The organism is Enterococcus sp., from assembly GCF_032555305.1.
Classification (GTDB): Bacteria; Bacillota; Bacilli; order Lactobacillales; family Enterococcaceae; genus Enterococcus_A.
Genome location: NZ_JAWGOQ010000013.1, coordinates 57,155 through 78,061, shown reverse-complemented (window position 1 = coordinate 78,061; position 20,907 = coordinate 57,155). Strand labels below are relative to the sequence as shown.

General features: G+C 42.1%; 21 protein-coding genes. 16 read left to right on the top strand and 5 right to left on the bottom strand.

The window, feature by feature from the left end:
• Positions 1 to 42: 42 nt before the first annotated feature.
• The gene (locus E6139_RS11255; protein WP_316403169.1) at positions 43 to 936 is read right to left on the bottom strand and encodes a neutral zinc metallopeptidase; all 894 of its coding nucleotides are present in this window, start codon (positions 934 to 936) and stop codon (positions 43 to 45) included.
• 483 nt (positions 937 to 1,419) lie between these two features.
• Here E6139_RS11255 and E6139_RS11250 point away from each other — a divergent pair, with 483 nt between their 5' ends.
• On the top strand, positions 1,420 to 2,790 hold the full coding sequence (locus E6139_RS11250) for a CHAP domain-containing protein (protein ID WP_316403168.1): 1,371 nt from the start codon (positions 1,420 to 1,422) through the stop codon (positions 2,788 to 2,790).
• A gap of 50 nt (positions 2,791 to 2,840) precedes the next feature.
• Here E6139_RS11250 and dhaL read toward each other — a convergent pair whose 3' ends face one another.
• The 4 genes from dhaL to E6139_RS11230 are packed head-to-tail and all read right to left on the bottom strand — an operon-like array spanning position 2,841 to position 6,033.
• The gene (dhaL, locus tag E6139_RS11245; RefSeq protein ID WP_316403167.1) at positions 2,841 to 3,437 is read right to left on the bottom strand and encodes a dihydroxyacetone kinase subunit DhaL; all 597 of its coding nucleotides are present in this window, start codon (positions 3,435 to 3,437) and stop codon (positions 2,841 to 2,843) included.
• Between the two features lie 29 nt (positions 3,438 to 3,466).
• Positions 3,467 to 4,450: a dihydroxyacetone kinase subunit DhaK gene (gene dhaK, locus E6139_RS11240; protein ID WP_316403166.1), complete on the bottom strand. Its 984-nt coding sequence runs from the start codon at positions 4,448 to 4,450 to the stop codon at positions 3,467 to 3,469.
• Position 4,451: 1 nt separating this feature from the next.
• The gene (dhaM, locus tag E6139_RS11235; protein ID WP_316403165.1) at positions 4,452 to 4,850 is read right to left on the bottom strand and encodes a dihydroxyacetone kinase phosphoryl donor subunit DhaM; all 399 of its coding nucleotides are present in this window, start codon (positions 4,848 to 4,850) and stop codon (positions 4,452 to 4,454) included.
• Positions 4,851 to 4,896: 46 nt separating this feature from the next.
• Positions 4,897 to 6,033 carry a glycerol dehydrogenase gene (locus E6139_RS11230; protein WP_316403164.1) on the bottom strand — a complete coding sequence of 379 codons (1,137 nt, stop codon included), beginning with the start codon at positions 6,031 to 6,033 and terminating at the stop codon, positions 4,897 to 4,899.
• Positions 6,034 to 6,182: 149 nt separating this feature from the next.
• On the opposite strand from E6139_RS11230, the gene E6139_RS11225 reads away from it, so the two are divergent.
• The 15 genes from E6139_RS11225 (at position 6,183) to E6139_RS11155 (ending at position 20,898) form a co-directional block, all read left to right on the top strand.
• Positions 6,183 to 7,220: a PocR ligand-binding domain-containing protein gene (locus E6139_RS11225; protein ID WP_316403163.1), complete on the top strand. Its 1,038-nt coding sequence runs from the start codon at positions 6,183 to 6,185 to the stop codon at positions 7,218 to 7,220.
• A gap of 160 nt (positions 7,221 to 7,380) precedes the next feature.
• Positions 7,381 to 9,504 carry an ATP-dependent helicase gene (locus E6139_RS11220; protein WP_316403162.1) on the top strand — a complete coding sequence of 708 codons (2,124 nt, stop codon included), beginning with the start codon at positions 7,381 to 7,383 and terminating at the stop codon, positions 9,502 to 9,504.
• Between the two features lie 25 nt (positions 9,505 to 9,529).
• Complete coding sequence (locus E6139_RS11215) at positions 9,530 to 9,967, top strand: GNAT family N-acetyltransferase (RefSeq protein ID WP_316403161.1); 438 nt, start codon at positions 9,530 to 9,532, stop codon at positions 9,965 to 9,967.
• A 27-nt stretch (positions 9,968 to 9,994) separates the two neighbouring features.
• Positions 9,995 to 10,381: a C-GCAxxG-C-C family protein gene (locus E6139_RS11210; RefSeq protein WP_316403160.1), complete on the top strand. Its 387-nt coding sequence runs from the start codon at positions 9,995 to 9,997 to the stop codon at positions 10,379 to 10,381.
• A 159-nt stretch (positions 10,382 to 10,540) separates the two neighbouring features.
• Entirely contained in the window at positions 10,541 to 10,957 is a 417-nt protein-coding gene (locus E6139_RS11205; protein ID WP_316403159.1) for a hypothetical protein, read from the top strand.
• A gap of 204 nt (positions 10,958 to 11,161) precedes the next feature.
• Positions 11,162 to 12,775: an FAD-dependent oxidoreductase gene (locus E6139_RS11200; RefSeq protein ID WP_316403158.1), complete on the top strand. Its 1,614-nt coding sequence runs from the start codon at positions 11,162 to 11,164 to the stop codon at positions 12,773 to 12,775.
• 3 nt (positions 12,776 to 12,778) lie between these two features.
• Positions 12,779 to 13,123 (top strand): hypothetical protein, encoded by a 345-nt coding sequence (locus E6139_RS11195; RefSeq protein ID WP_316403157.1) that lies wholly within the window; start codon positions 12,779 to 12,781, stop codon positions 13,121 to 13,123.
• 71 nt (positions 13,124 to 13,194) lie between these two features.
• Complete coding sequence (locus tag E6139_RS11190) at positions 13,195 to 13,704, top strand: DinB family protein (protein ID WP_316403156.1); 510 nt, start codon at positions 13,195 to 13,197, stop codon at positions 13,702 to 13,704.
• A gap of 121 nt (positions 13,705 to 13,825) precedes the next feature.
• On the top strand, positions 13,826 to 14,401 hold the full coding sequence (locus tag E6139_RS11185) for a TetR/AcrR family transcriptional regulator (protein WP_316403155.1): 576 nt from the start codon (positions 13,826 to 13,828) through the stop codon (positions 14,399 to 14,401).
• Between the two features lie 80 nt (positions 14,402 to 14,481).
• Positions 14,482 to 15,486: an NADP-dependent oxidoreductase gene (locus E6139_RS11180; protein WP_316403154.1), complete on the top strand. Its 1,005-nt coding sequence runs from the start codon at positions 14,482 to 14,484 to the stop codon at positions 15,484 to 15,486.
• A 335-nt stretch (positions 15,487 to 15,821) separates the two neighbouring features.
• The gene (locus tag E6139_RS11175) at positions 15,822 to 17,687 is read left to right on the top strand and encodes a BglG family transcription antiterminator (RefSeq protein WP_316403153.1); all 1,866 of its coding nucleotides are present in this window, start codon (positions 15,822 to 15,824) and stop codon (positions 17,685 to 17,687) included.
• Complete coding sequence (gene ypdE / locus E6139_RS11170; RefSeq protein ID WP_316403152.1) at positions 17,677 to 18,717, top strand: aminopeptidase; 1,041 nt, start codon at positions 17,677 to 17,679, stop codon at positions 18,715 to 18,717. The genes E6139_RS11175 and ypdE overlap by 11 nt, the downstream gene beginning before the upstream one ends.
• 152 nt (positions 18,718 to 18,869) lie before the next feature.
• The gene (locus E6139_RS11165) at positions 18,870 to 19,175 is read left to right on the top strand and encodes a PTS lactose/cellobiose transporter subunit IIA (protein WP_137613667.1); all 306 of its coding nucleotides are present in this window, start codon (positions 18,870 to 18,872) and stop codon (positions 19,173 to 19,175) included.
• A gap of 32 nt (positions 19,176 to 19,207) precedes the next feature.
• Positions 19,208 to 19,549, top strand: a complete 342-nt coding sequence (locus E6139_RS11160) for a PTS sugar transporter subunit IIB (protein WP_016179659.1) — start codon at positions 19,208 to 19,210, stop codon at positions 19,547 to 19,549.
• A gap of 23 nt (positions 19,550 to 19,572) precedes the next feature.
• Positions 19,573 to 20,898, top strand: a complete 1,326-nt coding sequence (locus E6139_RS11155) for a PTS sugar transporter subunit IIC (protein ID WP_316403151.1) — start codon at positions 19,573 to 19,575, stop codon at positions 20,896 to 20,898.
• Positions 20,899 to 20,907 lie beyond the last annotated feature (9 nt).

Genomic DNA, 20,907 nt, shown 5'->3' with positions numbered 1-20,907 from the left:
AAGAGATCCTCTCAAAAGTATGATGAGAGGGTCTCTTTTTTGTTATGCAGCTGTTGATAGATTTAAGTCCTTTTCATTAAAGGTGTCGCCATGATCCAGGTCACCATATTTATACCCGCGTTTGAACCAATTGATCCGTTGTTGGCTCGTTCCATGAGTAAAGCTGTCGGGAACCACATAGCCTTGGTACTCTTTTTGCAGCGTGTCATCACCGATCGCATTGGCTGCGGTGATTGCCTCATCGATGTCGCCTTCCTCTAAAATTGGCTGTCCCTGATAGGTTTCGCCGGCTAGGTATTTAGAAAAGCAGCCCGCTAAATAATCAGCCTGCAATTCCAGACGAACGCTGTACTTGTTGTACTCCGTTTCGGACACTCGTTTGCGAATTTTATCTAACTGGGCAGAGATCCCCAGCTCGTTTTGAACATGGTGTCCAACTTCATGGGCAATCACGTAAGCCATCGCGTAATCACCAGTCGCGCCATATTTATTCGATAAGTCGTCCGCAAAGCTCAAATCTAAATAGACGTTTTGATCTGCTGGGCAATAAAAGGGACCAACTTGCGAGCTGGCCTGTCCGCAGGCAGAATTGACGCTATCAGTAAATAAGACAAGCTTGGGATTTTGATAAGACTGATTAAGCCGCTCAAATTCACCATCCCAATAATCCTCTAGGTGAGCAAAAACAACAGCCGCAAACTCTTTTTGATCGGTATATTCCTTTGAGGAAACATTTTCTGTCTCATAAGTTGCTGGTGTAATTCCGCCTCCCAAAGTATCAGTGACCGTGCTTAAATCGCCACCTGATAGAAAGAAAACAATGATAGCAATCAAGAATACTCCAATCCCGCCACCGGTGGCTATTTTTCCAACTGGACGTTCACTGCCTGAGCGATCCTCCACATTTGAACTTTGTCGATCCCCTCGCCAACGCATAACAAATCCCCCTTTTTTCTGTTACTTTTATTTTATGCGAAAAGCGGAATAGAGCCAAAGAATTAAGCCTGTGGTTTTTGTGAACCATTGCTGCTTATACTTGTAAATTAGGCACATTTCTGCAATCTCACGGTTTTCGAAGGGCTGTTGGATTAAGCGATTATTCTGGTTCAAAATTAACCCTATTCAGTTGAATATTTAGTCAATAATTGATCATCTATAAATTAAAGTTTGAATTTATTTTCACTTTTTTTAACTCAGCTAAAGTATCTGGGTTAATCGCGAGGGAATTTACTTGTTTTAAAAACACGCTAAAATGGCGTTATAATAGGGTTTTGCAAGTAAATTCAATAACTTAAAAAATAATATTGAAATGTATTTGTAACATTCCTTTTATATGCGTGATATATCACTATGTTAGAATTACTTCTGACGTTATGCGATCTATCAATTAAATCTACATAATAGCCGGAGGAATAATTAGTGAAAAAGAGTATATTATCAGCATTGTTGGTATGCACCATCGCTGTATCAGCTTTACCAAGTATTGCATTAGCAGATAATTATGATCAACAAATCCAAGAAAAAGACCAAAAGATCAGTGATTTACAAGGAAAACAATCAGGTGTCCAAGCACAGATCGACGGATTAACAAGTGAAATTGCGACAGTTAGCGGACAAGTCAAAGACTTAGAAGCAAAACAAGATCAATTGAACAAAGATACAATGAAATTACAAGAAAAAATCGCTACTTTGAAAGTACGCATCGCAAAACGTAATGAAACAATCAAAAACCAAGCCCGTGATACACAGGTTCAAGGTCAAGCGACTAGTTATGTTTCAGCTGTTTTAGAAGCTGATTCTTTATCAGATGTCATCGGTCGTGTACAAGCAATGTCTACTATCGTTAAAGCAAACAAATCTTTGATGGAGCAACAAAAAGCTGATGAAAAAGCAGTAGAAGCGAAAGTCAAAGACAACGAAGCGAAGGTTGCTGAAGTAGAAGCAAACCAAAAAGAATTAGAAGCACAAAAAAATGAGATTGCTAATAAACAAGCTGAATTGAATGTTGTCAAAGCAAATTACGCTGCAGAACAAGCAACAGCTGAACAAGACAAATCTAAGCTGAAGAAAGAGCAAGAAGCAGCGAAAGCTGAACAAGCGCGCATCTTGAAAGAACAAGAAGAAGCAGCGAAAGCTCAAAAAGCTGAACAAGAACGTCAAGCAAAAGAAGCAGCGAAAGCTCAAAAAGCCTTCGAAGATTCTCAAGCTAAAGCAGCGAAGGAACAAGAAGAACAAGCCAAAGCAGCCGCTGAAAGCTCAACTTCATCTTCTACTGAAGCATCATCAAGTGCCAGTGAAGAAAGTTCAACAGCTTCATCTTCAAAAACTGAAAAACCAGCAAGTACTGTTGATAGTACAGATAAACAAGATCCAACGCCAGTTTCTCCAGGAGGAAATCAACAAGGTCCTTCAGTAGGCGGTAACAAAGTAGATCACACTGGTTCAGGCAACGCCTATGCAGTTGGTCAATGTACTTGGTACGTGAAGCAAGTTGCACCTTGGGCTGGAACTTATTGGGGTAACGGCTGTCAATGGGGCGCTTCAGCAGCAGCTGATGGCTTCCAAGTAGATGGTACACCAGCAGCAGGAGCAATCGTCAGCTTTGCACAAGGTCAATCAGTAGGAACATGGAATGCGGATCCTTCATATGGACACGTTGCATATGTACAATCATACAATGCTGCAGATAATACAATCACTATTACTCAAGGCGGTATGGGCTTCCCATCACCAACTGGACCAAACACTGCGACATTAAGCGCAGCCGGCTTAACTTATATTCATCCATAAGAATTTGTAAAAGAGTTTCCGAATTCGGAAACTCTTTTTTTGCATGTTGATTACAAGTAAGATAATAAGCTTTGGAAAAGCAGCGCGCTGGAGGCTGCTCCAGGATCGATATGTCCGAGTGAGCGTTCGCCTAAATAAGAAGCGCGTCCTTTTTTGGCGACCATTTCTTTGGTATTTTCCTTTGCTGCTTCGATACCAGCTTTGGTTAAGTCAGAATTTTTAAGCTCTTGAACGACGGTGTCCCACACATCAACCATTGTTTTATCCCCGGGAGTTGCTTTTCCTCGAGCTTGAATCCCGGCTAAACCTGTTTCTAATAATTCTCCTAATTGCTTTTGACTGGTGATTTCTGTTATGTCCTTCGTTGCTTTCGTCAAGTTCATGAAAGCTGAGCCGTACAATGGGCCAGAAGCACCACCGACTTTTGATATCAAAGCCATAGAAAGAACTTTGAAGGTGTCGCTAATTGTTGTCGGTTGTTTTGCCTCAAAAGCAATCGTATATTCACTCATTCCGCGATTCATATTATTTCCGTGATCGCCGTCACCAATCGGGGTATCTAGATCACTCAAATAGTCTTTGTTTTTTTCGATCGTTCGACCGAAAGCGGCTAGCCATTCTTGAATTTCTTTTACTGTTAGATTCATTTTTCTTGCTCCTTTAGTGATTACTCTTTTTACCAAGAGATTGTATTTACTTCTGCATCTAAAGCCTTTTGCCAATTAGAATCAGACAGTTCAATGAAAGTTAAAGAGAGTCCCTGCATATCGATTGAAGTCATGTAATTGCCAACCTTGTGGAAAGATACATGAATGTTTTCTTCTAGCAATAAATTTAAGACATCATTGATAAAAACGAACTGTTCCATCAGAGGGGTTCCGCCCATGCCGTTGACTAAGACACCAATTTCTTTTGGCTTCTGATCGTAAGCGGTAATCAATTTACCAACCAATTCTTGGGCTAATGCTTTAGAGGGCTGCAATTTTTCTCGGCGATAGCCGGGTTCACCATGAATCCCTACACCAAATTCGATCTCGTCCTCCGCAAGCGTAAAGCCTGGTTTGCCGACTTCGGGAACCGTTGCCGCTTTTAATGCAACCCCGATTGTTTTCGTAGCGGCTACGACACGGTCGCCTAGCTCTTTCAGCTCAGTTAACGTGGCACCATTTTTTGCCGCGTCCCCAAGAATCTTGTGGACCAGTACAGTGCCAGCGACTCCACGTTTACCAGCAGTGTAGGTACTGTCTTCGACTGCGATATCATCGTCAACCACAACCATTTCGACAGGAATATCGTTCATCTCAGCTAAATCTTTGGCCATTTCAAAATTCAAAATATCACCGGTATAGTTTTTGACAATCAAAAGTACTCCTTGACCTTGGTTGGCATCATTGATCGCTATTTCTATTTGATCTGGCGTTGGTGAGGTAAAGACATCGCCTAAAACAGCAGCGCTAAGCATCCCTTTGCCAACAAATCCGGCGTGAGCGGGTTCATGTCCGCTACCGCCGCCTGATACAAGCCCGACTTGATTCGTCTTGTCATTTTTCGCGATGACTCGAGAGTCGGAAACACGGTGAACAAGAGCGGCATAACTTTTGACGATCCCATTCAGCATTTCCTCAATGATGTTTTGTGGTTCGTTGATGATTTTTTTCATGTTAGTTCCACCCTTTCTTAGGCGCATTTTGCGCTTCTGTGAGAATATGCTCGAAATCATCTGAGACACTAGCGGTGATACCAGCCGCGAAGGCGCCTTCAACCAGCGGCGCATCAACTAAGACATATTTTGCTTGTTGCTCTTCCTCCAGCATGTCAAAGGCTAGCTCGGCACTTAAAACGGCACTGCCAAGATCGGCAAAGACGAAAAATTTATCGACAGAAGGTGCTTTATTGACTGCATCGACGATTTTTGTCGGATCGCTGCCTAATTCGCCTTCGGAGGTTCCGCCCAAGGAGAAAATTTGAAGCGATTCGCTTTGCGCCATTTGTTCGATCATTTCTTTGATACCATCGGTGATTTTTTGACTATGAGAGATTAATAGAATTGCTTTTTTCATCGAATTGCTCCTTCATTTTTGGTAAGACTAGCTTCAAAAGCTGGTGTTATATGTGATGTTTTTCTTTGTAAGCTTGACCGATTCGATCGGCAACGATAATGGCGTTGGCAACTTCTTCTTCAACGATTGGGAATGGCATTGAATGAATGGATTCCTCAGGGATTGAAGCAATTTTCGCGACTTCTAGCGCTTCTTCAAAGGTGATAGACTCTACACCAAGATCGGCTAAGGTAAGTGGCAATCCGATTGCTGCCATAAAGCCCATAACAGCAGTCACTTCAGCAGTATCCGCATCTTCTAAAACAAGCTGTGCTAATGTTGCAAAGGCGACTTTTTCACCGTGAAGATAATGGTGTGTGCCTTCGAGAACAGTCATGCCATTGTGGATCGCATGAGCAGCTGCAAGGCCGCCGCTTTCAAAGCCTAACCCTGAAAGTAAAATATTGGTTTCAACGATCTTGTTCAAGGATTCAGTCACTAAGTCCGCATCACAGGCGATTTTCGCATTCAACCCGTCTTCTTGCAAGTGATCCCAGCAGAGTTTTGCCATAGCTAGTGCTGCGTAGGTGCCGCTAGCTGGAGGAGTGAGTCCTTCGCGAGAGCCCATTGGCAAACTTGCATTTACGCGAGAATAGGAATTGTGGGTCGCCCGTGCTTCAAAGTAAGTTGATAATGCGTCTCCCATACCAGCAACAAGGAAACGAGTGGGTGCTTTGGCGATGACCTTCGTGTCCACCAAAACAACACTTGGGCTTTGTTTGAAATACGCATAATCATCAAAAGAGCCATCGGCATGATACAGTACCGCAGAATGCGAGGTTGGGGCGTCTTGAGCCGCAATCGTCGGTACGATGATTAGGCGTTCACCTTCAGCGACAACTTTTGACGCATCAATCGCCTTTCCGCCGCCTAGTCCGATGATACAGTCCGTTTGTTTTTCTTTAGCAATTGCTTGTAAGCGTTGGGTTTCTTCCCGGGTCACTTCTCCGTTGAATCCGCCTTCAATAAATGAAACATCAAATTTTTCTGCTGTGGCATCCAATTGTTGACGAACTCGTTTCACATCATCGGGGTTAGCGATTAATAAGGCGCTTTTGCCAAAGGTTGAAACAAAATAACCTAAGTTTAGTAATTCGTCTTCTCCCTGAACATATTTCGTTGGTAAAATCAGTGCTTTTCTCATGGATGAATCCTCCTTGGTTTTATTTACAGACCAATCATAAAGCGTTATCATTAAAAAATCATTGAACTCTGTTACCGCTTTCTTACAGAAATCAATTGAATTATTTTATGAAATAGAACTATTTTGTGATTCGGCAGGAAAGTTCTATAATGAATGGGAGAGGTGATCGTGTGAATAATGCCCAATTTGATATTGAGCAAGTTTTGGATTTGAATAAATGGGAAGCGGTACAGGAAAGTATCGCACTAGCGACTCACTTGGCGATCATATTAGTGGATTATCGAGGAAAGCCGATCACGCGGCATAGCCAAGTAAAACCTTTTTGCCAGCTAGTGCGTAATCATCCGGAGTTGTCTGTTTATTGTGAGAAATGTGATTCAAGAGGCGGACTTGAAGCGGTGCGCACCGGCCAACCGTTTATTTACCGCTGTCATTTTGACATTGTGGACATGGCGATTCCGATTATGATCGACAATCGTTATGTTGGCGCAATTATGGCGGGAGAAATTCTATTAGAGGACGGGCAAGATGAACTAGAACAGGTATTGCAGCTGGAAGACCCGCTCTTTTTGACAACGTTCAAAAAGGATCATCAAGAATTACTTGATCAGTATCCACGTTTTAGTAAAGAGGATTTGCGAAAATCAGCAGAAATGCTGGAAAAAATCAGTGAATACATTGTCAGTGAAGCCATTAAGAAGGATTATCTGATTAAAGCTTATAAGCAGACGCTGCGACTTTCTAAGCGAGAGGAGCCAATCGCAGAGAATCCAATAGATTTGGAGTTCGTACAAAAAGATATCCAGCATTCCAAATTAGAGAATCGTTTACAGGAAGATACTGGGGTCTATTTAGCAAAAAATACCCTGCTGCAGCCAGCGATCGACCTAGTATTTGAGAATAAAGAACGGCATATCGATCTGGGCACATTGGCTACGGTGACGAATGTTTCCCCAAGCTACTTAAGCCGTCTGCTAAAGGAAGAATTTGGCGAACCATTTAGTAAAATCTATGGAAAACTGAAAGTGTATTGGGCGAAGCAATTATTGGAAACGACAAACTGGTCAATCAGTGAAGTCAGCGATGCACTGGGGTATGTCGAGCCGAGTTATTTTGTCCGCAGCTTTAAGAAAATCACCGGGATGACGCCATTAAATTATCGCAAGGAAAAGCTGCGATCGCAGTAAGCGAGGGTAGCCTATTAAGTCTGAAAACCAATGATAGGAAAGGACCGAATAAAGGATGATTCGGTCTTTTTTCCGTCAATCTGGAAGGACTATCAAAGTTCAACAAATTCGGTATAATGGACAAGTACGATTTTTTTACATAGAAGGGAACCATGGATTCATGCTTACGAAGCTTTCAACTTACATAAAATCCGATTTAATCGAAGCAGAAATAGATGATAGAGATACCCTGCAGCAGCTGATTGCACAAAATGGCGGCAATTCTTTTAGTGAGGAGCAGCTGACCGCGATTCGTTTTCCGATGCAGACGCATTTACGAATTATTGCAGGGGCAGGAAGCGGCAAGACCCAGACGATTTGTGCCAAAGCGGCTTATTTAGTGTTGGAAAAATCCATTGATCCAAAAACGATCATGATGTGTACTTTTTCCCGCAAAGCAAAATTAGAGATGGAAGCTCGGGTCAATCAATACTTAGGCGGCTATGCGCGGATGAATGTCCAGACCTTCCATGGCTGGTTCAATGCAGAATACAATGATCTGATTCGTCAATTTCCCGCAGCAAAACAGTGGGGAATCGCAGGAACGATTGATGAAGAGCAATATTTTCAAACGCTCAATCAATTGATTAAGAAATATCACTTATACAATTTTGACAAATTTGAAGAACGGACGATTGCCTCCCGCATCAGCTATTGGCGTAATATGGGGTATTCGGATCAGGAAATGGTCAAGTTTGTTGCGAAGTATTTTGACGCGCAGGAATTGATTCCGAATCAAAAGCTGAGTGAGGTTTTTCAGCAGTTTTTAGCCGAGTTGGCATTGTTGAAAAGGAGTCAGCAATTTATCAATTTCGATGATATGCTGTTTAATTTGAAGTTGATCTTAGAAAATGACAGTGAGGTCCGTGCGTCGCTGCAGGAAAAATATCGGTATATTTTTATTGATGAATTTCAAGATATCAATCCACTGCAAAAGCAAATCGTGGCGTTGATTTGTCCGCCTGACTCTGAATCAGGTAAGCTGATCATCGTTGGGGATGATGATCAGAGTATTTATTATTTTCGCGGCGCAGAACCAAGGTATATTAAAGAGTTTGAGCAAGAATACCAGCAAACTTCCTTGAAGTTAATGACCAATTATCGTTCCGATGCTCCAATCGTAGAGGCTGGGAATCGCTTGATCCAATACAACGCCTATGATCGCTTAGAAAAGACGATGATCGCTAGCAAAACCGCCACAAATCATGACTGTTACGGCATCGGCTTTCCTGATGATGAGGAAGAAGCCGCTTGGATTGGAAAGAAAATCCAAACATTGGCGAAAGCGTCCCCGATGGAAGATGGCAGTCCAGATTATCGTGACACGATGGTGCTATATCCGACACGGGTGCAATTGCGCTCATTGTTGAAGCAATTGAAGAAGCAAAAGGTGCCGTTTGTGACGCCATCCAACGATGATTTATTAGGTATCTTCGGCCTGCCCTTATTCAAAACACTCTTTCAGCAATTAACCATGCTGGCAGCTGCCACTTCAAGTCAGCAAAAGAATGATGCCTTGAAGCAAATTATTCAGCAGTATGCTTTTTATCACTTCATCAAATTTGGTGCTAGTGCAAAATTCAGTGAAGCACTATTTAGCAAAAACAAATTCAAGATCAATGATCTGATTGCTTTTCTAGTCAAAGAACGGAAACTTTCACAGGCCTCTCAAGATCAAGCGAAAGAATTCTTTAAACAGATTTATTTGTTTTATCAACGCAGACAGTTAAATCTTGCCGCATTTGCGGCCGCATTATTGGCGACACCGAAATTTAAGAAGGATCTGAGTGAAGAAGAAGCGGACTGGTTGAAGAAGGAGCTGACAGCAGCAGGTGATTGGCCAGGACTTTTGGAAGCATACCAGCAGGCCAGTGAGCAAAATCAAGGCATGAAAAAACGGTTAAGGGAATACGATCAGGAAAAACTGAATGCCGTGTATCTATTATCGATTCATGCCAGCAAGGGTCTGGGCAAGAAAAATATTTTTATCAAAGGAGTCTATCAGGACTCACTGCCAAACCATCATACGGTCAAAAAAGCCGATTGTGATTTGAAAAAGGCCAAAGAAGAAGCTGCGCCACCAACCACAATCGAAGAACAGCGTCGACTGATGTATGTGGCAATCACTCGAGCAAAAGAAAATTTGTATGTGACTTATCCCAAAATGGTCAACAATAAGGCTATCGATATCTCCCCTTTTCTAAAAGAAGCCGGATTGCCTATCAAAGACAGTTCCCAAAAATAGTATAATGAAGAAAAGGGGAGGGCTTATGGATAACTTGAAATTAGATGTTGGCAATGCCGCCTATTTACGAGCGGCGAGCAGCTATATTCGCATGCAGGTCTTTGTTTTAGAACGTTCCTTGGCATTGGCTGATGAATTTGACCAAAACGATACACCGGATACTATCTATAGTGTCCTTTTTGATGGAGCAGTTCCAGTCGCTACTGCACGTTTGTTAAGTGGAGAGGACAAGGTTGCTCGTATCGGACGTGTGGCGACGCTGAAAGAATATCGGGGAAAACAGTTGGGCAGACAAGTAGTTAAGGCCTTGGAGGATGTCGCTGTAGAGCAGCAGGCTAAGCGACTGTTGATCCATGCCGAGCTGACGGCCGCTGGCTTTTATGAAAATCTAGGTTATCTCAAGATTGGCGAGCCTTATGAAGAAGACTGCGTATCTTGTATTACATTAGAAAAAAGGATATGAGTAAGTAGCTGAAAGGGTGGACGAGTGATGGATCATCAAGAACAAGCAATGACTTATTTTGAAGCTGGTCGCAACTGTTGTCAAGCGGTCGTCGGAGCCTACTGCACTGAACTGGGGATTACTGAAGAGAAGGCCAATGAGTTGGCAGCTGATTATGGCGGCGGGCGTTATCAAGGGCTATGCGGTGCTTTGGCGGGAACCTACATGGTAGCGAATTATCTAAAGGGAACTCCTGAAATGACTGATCCTGCAAAGTGCAAAGACGATGATGCGGGGAAGCTCATGGTTGAAATGACGCAAGATTTTGAACGTGAATGCGACTCCTTGTATTGCATTAAGTTACTTGGAAAAAGGCCCTGTATTGACTATGTTGCTACGGCTATAGAAATCCTTGAAGAAAATTTAGCTGAATAAAAAAAAGGTTCAGTCATCGTTACGGATGATTGAACCTTTTTTATTCACAAAACGAATGAAACATAGGAAAAAAGGGTTTGTAAAGCCCTAAATGATATGTTACCATTTTCACTATCTAGTCTCGTAGAATACACAGTTGGCGGAGAGGGAATACTGAAGATGAGTCGTTCGATTATTGAAGAAATCATAGAAAATCTTGTACATCTTTTATTTAAATGGAAGAAGCAAATTGCCCGCATTCTAGTAATCGCAGCGATTGTTTTGCTTTTGATGTTCATCAACAAGCTGTCTCCCAATAATTCTGCTTGGCTGCAGGGGAATTGGAGAAATCAATCAAACAGCTACTCTTTTACAGCCAATAATAAAAATTTTACTGATTGGACGGTTAAGCAAAAAGGAAACGTTGTTCTAAAAATCGGTCGTTTAGACGTCAACTCGAGTAAAAAAAGAATGATTGTGACAGATGATCGACACACTATCGAGTATCAGGCCTTTAGAACTGGAAGAAAACAGCTGAAGCTCAAAATTGTGAGAAATGGAAAAACAGAGAACGTCTTAAAATTAAAGAAAGAATAACTACTGATCAAACAGCAGACGAAGCTGATTGATCGGTAGTTTTTTTGAGTCTTAGAAAAAAGTGAAAACCAATTCGTATCAGCCGAAAAACTTGAAGAACAATTCTTTGCTGGTCTTTAAAAAAAATAGTACTATCAAAAAAGAATGTCTGTGTCCTCTTTAAAGGACTCATCTATCCATCTGATTTAAAAAGGAGATTTTGCTATGAAAGTTGTCGTTATCGGCGGAGTAGCGGGTGGGCCATCCTTTGCTACACGTCTGCGCCGTTTGAATGAAGAACACGAGATCGTGATTTATGAACGCGGAGAAAATATTTCTTATGCTAGCTGTGCGCTGCCCTACTATTTAGGCGGAGTCATCGAAGACCTAGATTCTTTAATTGAACGTACACCGGAAATTTTAAAAGTAAAAAACAATATCGATGTGTTGACGAAGCATGAAGTCCAAGCCATCGATCCAGCTAAAAACCAATTGGTCGTCAAGGACTTAGCGACGGGTGAGGAAACCACGACGAATTATGACAAATTGGTAATCTCAGCGGGAGCACGACCAACGTTGCCGCCAATCAAAGGCGCAGGTAAAGCGGAAAATGGCTTTGTCCTACGCAGTGTCACGGATGCAGCTGATATCAAAACCTACATGGATGCTCATGAGCCTAAGAATGTTTTAGTTTTAGGCGCGGGTGTCATGGGCTTGGAATTAGCGGAAAACTTTAAACATCGGGGAATGGATGTTACCTTAGTAGATCAATTGCCGCAAGTGGCCTTTCCTTATGATGAAGAAATTGCCGACTTGATTTACGACAAATTAATCGAAAATGGACTACATGTCCATTTGAGTACACAGGTAGAAGAAATCCGCCAAGCAGGAAAAGAAGTCGTATTATCTGATGGAACAAGTCTTAACCCAGATTTGATTCTATTTGCGACTGGCGTAGCACCGAATAATGAAGTGGCAAAAACCGCGGGTATTGAATTATCCGATGATGGTCAGATCATCGTCAACGATCAGTTGGAAACAAATGTACCAGATATCTATGCGATCGGAGATATTATCAAAACAACGAGTGTAGTAACAGGGTTAGCGACTTCCAGCATGTTATCTAGTGCAGCCAATCGCCAGGGACATATGTTGGCGGACATGATCAATGGAACACCAATGAGTTATCGCGGCTATATCGGTGCGGGTGTAGCGAAGATCTTTGATTATACGGCAAGCTATGCAGGAATGACCGAACATGCGTTGAAGGCTGCGGGAATGACCAACTATAAATCAATTTTTGTAACGCCTTTTGATCATGCTTATTTCTATCCAGGCGCAACCCGGTTGAATTTGAAAATTATTTTTGATGCCACCAGCGGTAAAATCTTAGGTGGTCAAGCTGTCGGAGAAAAAGGAGTCGATAAACGAATGGGTGAATTGTCTGTGGCAATCACTGGCAATCTAACTGTGTTCGATTTACCTGATTTGGAGTTGCCTTACTCACCTCCTTATTCAACCACACGTGACCCATTGAATATTGCTGGCTATGTAGCGATCAATCAAATGACCAACGTTGTGGAAACCATCAAAGCCACGGATATTCCAGCAGAAGATTTAGCAACTGCCTTTTTCTTGGATATCCGTGAACCAGATAAAGCAAAATCCGGCAGTATTGAAGCAACAAAGAATATTCCTATGAATGAGCTGCGTGATCGGATCAACGAGATTCCAAGAGATCGCAAAGTGTATATTACGTTTAGAAAAGGCTTGAACACCTATACTTCTGCGCGTATCTTAGCCGGGTTTGGCATTCCGGCGATTTTGATCGAGGAATAAATCATGAGCGAATTTAAACAAGTATTTGACTCAGCTCAACAGTTTTTGATTCTGCAGGCGTATATTGATTCACAACTTTCCGAAGAGGAATTGATGAATTTTACCCTAGTCGAAGCGGCTGATGAAACGCCGGTTGTTTTCTATCAAAAAGGGGTGATGCTCATCCATCCGCAACTTGATTTGGATCAATTTACCCATGAGTTTTTTCCGCACGAGAAGATTGACCTGCAGTCTAAAAATAAGCAGGTGATCGTGAAGCTGTCGAATCAAGAGCTTCGAATTCCTTTTAAAACTGTTGAAGAAACAGAACAGTTCGTCAAGGATATTGAGTATTTATTCGCGCTATAGGATTCGGATAGTTGCTCATCGAATAGCCTCGTAGTAAAGTGAAAGTAGAGAATATATGAGGAGGTTTCAAGATGAAGAACACGGAATTCGCGATGGAAATGCTGGATCGTGCGCAGGAACGTTTTGTGGATACCTTTGAGCAGATGACAACCGAAGAAGCCAATAAGATGCCCGCTCCTTTGATCAAATCAGTGGTTTGGCTGATGTGGCATACAGCCCGGGAATTGGATATGCAAATCTCTGATCTAAACGGCACGGAATTTTTATGGACAAGTGCTGGCTGGTCAGAAAAATTTGCTTTGGATTTGCCCGATGATACACCGGATTATCGACACACGCCTGAAGAAGCAGCGAAAGTAGTCGTATCCGATCGACAATTAGTTCTAGATTATTTATCTGCTAGTATCGACTTTACCAAGGAATACTTGAAAAACGTCGAAGAAGCGAGTCTGAATGATGTGATCGATACGAATTGGGATCCGCCAGTCACCCGCCAAGTGCGGATTGTATCTGCGATTGATGATGCTGTGATGCATTCGGGACAAGCAGTGTATACTAGAAGAATGGTAATCGGAAAATAAGTTTAATCTGAAGCAGATCTTTCAAAACGAGAGATCTGCTTTTTTCATTCGTATCGGTTTACAAATAATGCAACATCGGTTAATATTAGAACGATCATTCTCGAAAGTGGGGAGGGAGACTATGGCTCGAGCCAAAGAATTTGATGAACAAGTCGTTTTGACGAAAGCGATGAACCTATTTTGGGAACAAGGCTATGAAAAGACATCGATGCAGGAGCTGGTCGATCGGATGGGTATTCATCGCCGCAGTATCTATGACACATTCGGTGACAAGCATCAGCTATTTTTAAAAAGTCTTACTTTGTACGAAGACAATCTAGCGAATCGAATCACGCAACGAGTTCCTTCGAATGAATCGGTTCAAGGGCAGATTCGTCGTTTGCTCTCGATCACACTAGAACGAGATGAGGATCAGCCTGCTGGATGCTTGATCGTAAACACAGCCTCTGAATTGGCCTTGATCGATGAAGAGGTTAGTCAAAAAATCAATGAGATATTTAGCAGAAGTGAGAACTACATCTACAACTTATTAGTTGAAGGACAGCAAAAGGGTGAGATCCCCAAATCATTGCCGCTAAAAAATGCTGCTCATTACTTACATACCATGTGGCTCGGAGTACGTGTAGATGCAAAGGTTACTGCTGATCCGGCAGAGATTTATCAATCAATTGATCTGGCGTTAAGTATTATCAGTTAAGTATTGCATGTCTTGGCAAATCGCTGAGACAATTATTTTTACATTAATTAGAACGTTCATTCTAAAAAAGGAGAGTTATCATGAAAGCAGTCCAAATTGAGAAGTATACGAAAGATTTACAGACAATGGTGAAGGAGATTCCAGTACCAACGATTACTGACGATCAAGTCTTAGTAAAGGTGAAGGTAGCAGCGGTCAATCCTCTAGAGTTATTGAATATCACAGGTGCTGTCAAGCTGATGCAGGATTATCCGATGCCATTGACTTTAGGAAATGAGTTAACCGGTGTTGTTGAAAAAGTAGGAGATAAGGTTAAAGATTATCAAATTGGAGAGAAAATTTATAGTCGATTACCTATTGAAAGTATCGGTGCGTTTGCGGAATATGTGGCAATAGATGCCAAAGCAATCGCTCATCTTCCTGAAAATTTAGACTTTTCAACTGGAGCCGCCGCCGCTTTGACCGGCTTGACTGCTTATCAAGCGTTGCATGAGGAATTACAGGCAAAGGCTGGACAAACCGTATTTATTCCCGGCGGCTCAGGAAGCTTTGGACAAATGGCGATTCCACTGGCTAAGAATCTAGGGCTAACGGTGATCGTGTCAGGCAGTGCCGAAGCAAAGGAGCGGACGTTGGCAGCTGGTGCAGACAAGTATTTAGATTATAAGACGGAGAACTATTGGGAATTATTAGAACCCGTCGATTTTGTAATAGATACTCTAGGCGAAAAGGAATTCGACCGAGAACTCTCGATTATCAAGCCGGGAGGGAAATTAGTCAGCTTGATCGCTGGTCCAAATAAACAGTTTGCGATTGATAAAGGAATGCCAAAAGCAAAACAATTGCTTTTTGGTTTAGCAGGAAAAAAATTCGATAAAAAAGCCCGAGAAAAAAACGTCGAATACCGATTTATCTTCGTTCGTTCAGATGGTGAACAATTGAAGGAGATCAGCCGTATTATCGAGAAAAATAATATCGTACCTGCTATTGATCCGACCGTTTTTCGACTAGAGGATGCTGATCAGGCATTACAGCTAGTCGCAAAAGGACATCCAAAAGGGAAAGTATTGCTTCGGGTGGATTAAAGTGAATAATATATACAGTGATAGCTTGTGTGTACAGATAACTGTGAGGCATCATGAGTGATTATTAAACTATCAATCAGAGATTTTCGATCATCATTATTGGTGATCGTTTTTTTTTATTTAATATATCAAATCTTTCATTTTCATTGTGAGGAACTTTCTTGCTTGTTACAATGCTTAAAGCGCATACACTGGTTTAGACCCGATATCTGAAATTTGTTCAAAACAGACACGTTTTGCATCGTCGGGTGGAAAAAGTTCAACTTTTCTAATTGAAAGGGGTTTCCTATACTAAACGTGAAAATGATCGCGCTTGCAAAAAAGGAGAGGTGAGGATGAGGGAAGTACAAATATTGACGGCATTAAGAGAGCACGACTACTTGAAAATCGATCAGCTGGCAAAAATGATTGGTGTTTCCTCACGGACGATCCGTAATGATCTGCAAGAGCTATCAGAATTACAGCAAGGCTTTACCATTGAAAAATCTCCAAAGCTGGGTTGTCGTTTGGCTATTTCTGATGAAAAAAAGTTCTCAATGTTTTTATCGGGACTTTCTGAGGTGCCGATTGAGATGCAAAAAGATCGGATCGAATCTTTGTTAAGCTTACTGCTGATCAATGAAAATTATCAGACAGTGAAACACCTAAGTAATGAACTGCTGGTTAGTGGTAGTCAAATAAAAAAAGATTTATCGAAACTTGAATTATATCTGAAAGGCAGCTCGTTAATTTTGGAGCGCAAAGCGCATTACGGCATCCGCATCATTAGTGAGCTAAAAAATCGTTTCTTGCTATTACTGGATTGTTACAGGAGAGGCAATGCAAAATTGCTGGAAAAGCTGGAGGACGCCTTTACCTTGGAAACACAGAAACAGTTGAAGGACAACCTCTATCATCTAATTCGCGATCACAACTGGGAAATTGATTATGTAGAGTTTCGTCGGCTGGAAGAAGAAATATTCTTGCTGCTGTTGATTAAAGAGCGGTCAGAAACGGCCGATATACCGAATTCCTTGTTAACAGAGGTCCTTCAAGGAACGCCAATACCGATTCCAAATCAACAAGCGATTCATGACTATTTTGAAGCCAGCCTATTAGCGAAAACGAAGAAGCTGGAGATTCTTAGCAATAAACAATTGCTGAAGGAAGAAATCACCAACTATTTTCTTCAAATGGATGAACAGCAAAACACGCATTTTTCGACGGATCATGAGTTTTTGGATCTCGTCTATCTCCATGTTGCGGCATTGATCGAACGTTCGCGGAAGGACGTAAATTTCAGCAATCCCTATTTGGAGGATATTAGCAAGGATTATCCAGTAATCTTCAATTTTGCGGTGATGTTTTCAAAATGGCTGGAGGAAAAGTTTCAATTGAAGATTGCTTCAGACGAGGTTGGTTACTTGGCGACTCACATGACAGTTCCTTATCACAAGTGGCAGCAAACCTTGATCGAAAATATTTATCGGATCGCAGTCGTTTGTTCCTCAGGCGGGGGGATGGCGTATCTAGTAGAAATGAAACTGCGGCGTATTTTCCCACGGGCCAAGATTCAGACCTTTTCGATGTTTGAAATAGAGAAGATTCAGGAGTATTTCCCGGATTTGATCTTTTCGATTATTGAGCTGACGATCGACGTTGATTGTCCAGTGATTTTGATGAGTGAGATCCAAAGCGAACTTGACTATTTAGAGGTCAGTGAAAATCTTAGTCTCCTAAAAAGTGACGAAAACTTTTCGATTGAACGAGCCTTCTTTGATTTATTTTCCGAATCGCTATTTCGCATCGAACAGAAGCGAGGCTATTCCGATATCTTAATTGGAATGGCTGATCAAGTGGAAGCACAGGTCGGATTCGCTGGATATAAGGACTCATTGATGGAGCGCGAGAATTATTTATCCACCATCTATCAACATGGTGTTGCGATTCCCCATCCATTAATCATGTCAGGTAAGGAAAATCGCGTCGTTGTTTGTTTATTGCCAGAAGGAGCCAGTGGAACGGAGCGCGAAGCAAAGATCATTTTTATGGTCTCTTTAAAAGCGGAGCAATTAAACATCCACCAAATTATTTCAAAAGAGTTGAGCAAATTAATGAATCACCCAGCCGCTATCAACGCGCTGGTTGAAAGTAAGGATTACCACGAATTTTACTATACATTAAAACGGGTTTTAGGAAGAAGGAATCAGAGTGAACATTGATTTTTTGAAAAATTTGTCCAATGCGGATGGGATCGCCAGTAATGAAAAGGAAGTCCGGCAAGCGATTCTAACGGAGCTAGAGGGCTTGCCTTATGAAAAAAGAACTGACGGTCTTGGCAGCCTGATTTTTACAAAAAAGGGCAAAAGTCCTAAGAGCATCATGATCTGCGGTCATATGGATGAGGTCGGCTTCATGGTTCGCAGTATCAGTAAGCTGGGGCTGATCCATTTGATGGTGGTCGGCGGCGTAAAACCGATCGCTCAACACCTGCAAAAAATTCGGATCACGACCTTTGATGGCAGAAAAATCAGCGGTGTCATTAACGGCGAGCATCGTGAGGGCAAAACAGAAAATCTTTATTGCGATATCGGTGCAACGACAGCTGAGGAAGTGGCTGAATTAGGGATCGAAGTCGGAAACATGGCCTGTTATGCGACAGAGTTTGAAGCGTTCGCAGTGAAGGATATTTATGCCGGCAAAGCTTTTGACGATCGTCTGGCCTGCTTTGTCATGGGGGAACTGATGAAGCGGTTGGCTGATGAAGAGATGCCGTTAACGGTTCATTTTGCCAATACCAGCAGTGAAGAGGTCGGGATTCGCGGAGCCAAGACAGCGGTTCAAGCAATCAATCCAGACGTGGTTTTCGTGATTGATGTGGCAACCTTCAGTACCGAATTTGTCCGGGATCATTCCAATCAACGGCAAATCGGCAAAGGACCGATCCTAACCCATTTTGACCGAACCTTAGCACCGAACTTGGAAATGGTTCACTATGTCAAAGAAATGGCGAAGAGTCAAGGCATTCCGCTGCAACTGGATATGTTCAACTCAGGTGGAACTGACGGCGGTGAGGCTCATAAAGTAAATGAAGGCAAACCAACTGTCGTAACGATCCTGCCGGTCCGCTATGGGCATTGTGCTTACTCGATCGTGAATAAACGAGATGTACAGCAAATGATCGATTTATATGAAGAAATAATCAAGAATTTTACAGAAAAAACGTATCGCCGTATGGTGGACTTTATTTAAAGGTTGCCAGTTTGTCAAAAAGATGAGAGAGTTCAGATTTTTAAAGCCGAAACATTGAAACAAAAGGTTTAGTTGGATGGTGTACGGCGAGAAACTAAACCTAATTTTTGAAAAAAATTATCACATTAATATGAACAAGGAGATAGAACAACATGACAAAAGAAGAACAAGAAATCGTTCAGCTGATCTCGATCGCTGGTGAAAGCAAAGCAAAGGCCTTCGAAGCGTTGAAATGTGTCAAAACCAAAGACTTTGACTTAGCAAAAGGATTGATTGAAGAATCTCGCAACCTTGATTTGGAAGCACATAATATTCAAACAGAGCTGATAACTCGTGAGTTAAATGAAGAGGTGGAATCTTCGAATGTTGGCTTATTGATGGTTCACGCACAAGATCATTACATGACCAGTCAGCTGGCTCGTGATTTGATCGAAACACTTATTTCAGTATTGCAATAATAAAAATAATAAAGATAAAGGGGAAATTGAACATGAAAATTTTACTATGCTGCGCCGGGGGATTCTCTACAAATATGCTGATGCAAAACATGCGGAAGGTGGTTCAACAAAGTGCCAAGCTGAATGATGCGGACTTTGATTTTACTGCGATCCCAGCGGATTCGATTGAAAGCCAAATTGACGGGTGGGACATTGTTTTAGTCGGACCGCAAATCACTCATAAGATCGACTTCATCAAATCAATTCTTGAGCCGCGTGATATTCCCTATGCTGTGATTGATAAAGATGTCTATGGACAAATGGATGGAGCAACGGTGATGAAACTGGCTTTGGTCACTCATAAGAAGCATCAGTTGGCGAAACAAGCAGTTTAATCAAAGAAAAGGGGAGAAATACTATGTTCGCAAAATTTGAGGCTTTTATGAACCGTTTCTTCGTCCCGCTAGCGCACAAGGTTGATAACCAACGACATTTGAGTGCCATTAAGGCTGGGATGGTTGCTATGACACCATTCACTATTTTAGGAAGTTTCTTTGCGATTCTGCCAGCATTGCCGAATATGCTGGGAGAGTCCAATGCCTTTAGTCAGTTTATTTTGAGCAATGCGGAGTTGTTTAATCTACCAGTCACTTTATCGACAGGCTTGATCGGCTTATACGCTTGTGCAGCGATTTCCTATAACTTAGGGAACCACTACAAGTTGTACATTCCAGGAGCGGTGACATTGTCACTCTTCGGTTTTCTATTTATGACCGCTGTATTTGACGAAAATGGGATGCTGGATATTACCAACTTTGGCGCCAAGGGTCTATTTACCGCGATGTTCGTGGCGCTAATCACAGTGGAATTATACAACTTCTGTAAGAAACACAACATGACGATTCGGATGCCGGAAGGGGTACCAGACTTTGTCTCCAAATCCTTTGAGTTGATTCCAGTCACTCTATTGGTAGGTGGAACCTTCATTCTCGGACGATTCGCTTTGATGCAAACAGCTGGAGAATTGCCACCAACGATCTTAACCCGCTTCTTATCTCCATTGGTTGGTTCGATGGACAATCCATGGTCCGTCTTGGCATTGAACTTCTGTATTTGTTTGATCTTCTTTTTTGGGATTCATTCGTCCGTATTCAGCCCAATCACACGTCCGATCATGGTGGCGTTTATCGCTGAAAATATTACTGCTTTCCAAGCAGGTCAGCCGATTCCCCATTTCTATACTGCGGGAGCTTCAAGTGCCTTCTTCGGATTTACTGGCTGCGGAATCTCGATTGGTTGCGTTGTTGCGTGTTTAATCTCGAAGTCAAAACGTTATCGTCAAATCGGAAAGGTTTCGCTGTTTCCAGCGTTGTTTGGTATCAATGAACCGATCTTGTTTGGTGCACCGATAATTTTGAATCCATTGATGTTCATTCCCCACGTATTTGGCGGGGCGATCATTGGAACTTTGCCAATGTTCTTTATGCACTGGGGCTGGTTGAACAAACCGATCTTTGACCCGCCGTATGTCGGGGTCTTTTTGGAAGGTTTCCTGACCAATGGTGATTGGCGGACAATATTTGCAAATGCGCTGCAATTAGTTCTAGCAGTTGCGATCTACGTCCCTTTCTTTAAGGTCATGGAGCGCAATGAATTGAAGGATGAAGCGAAGAAAAAAGAAGAGAAAAATATCTTCGACCAAGGCGATACCGATATTTTGGATGGTTTGGATCTCGATTTCTAGAGGAGTGTA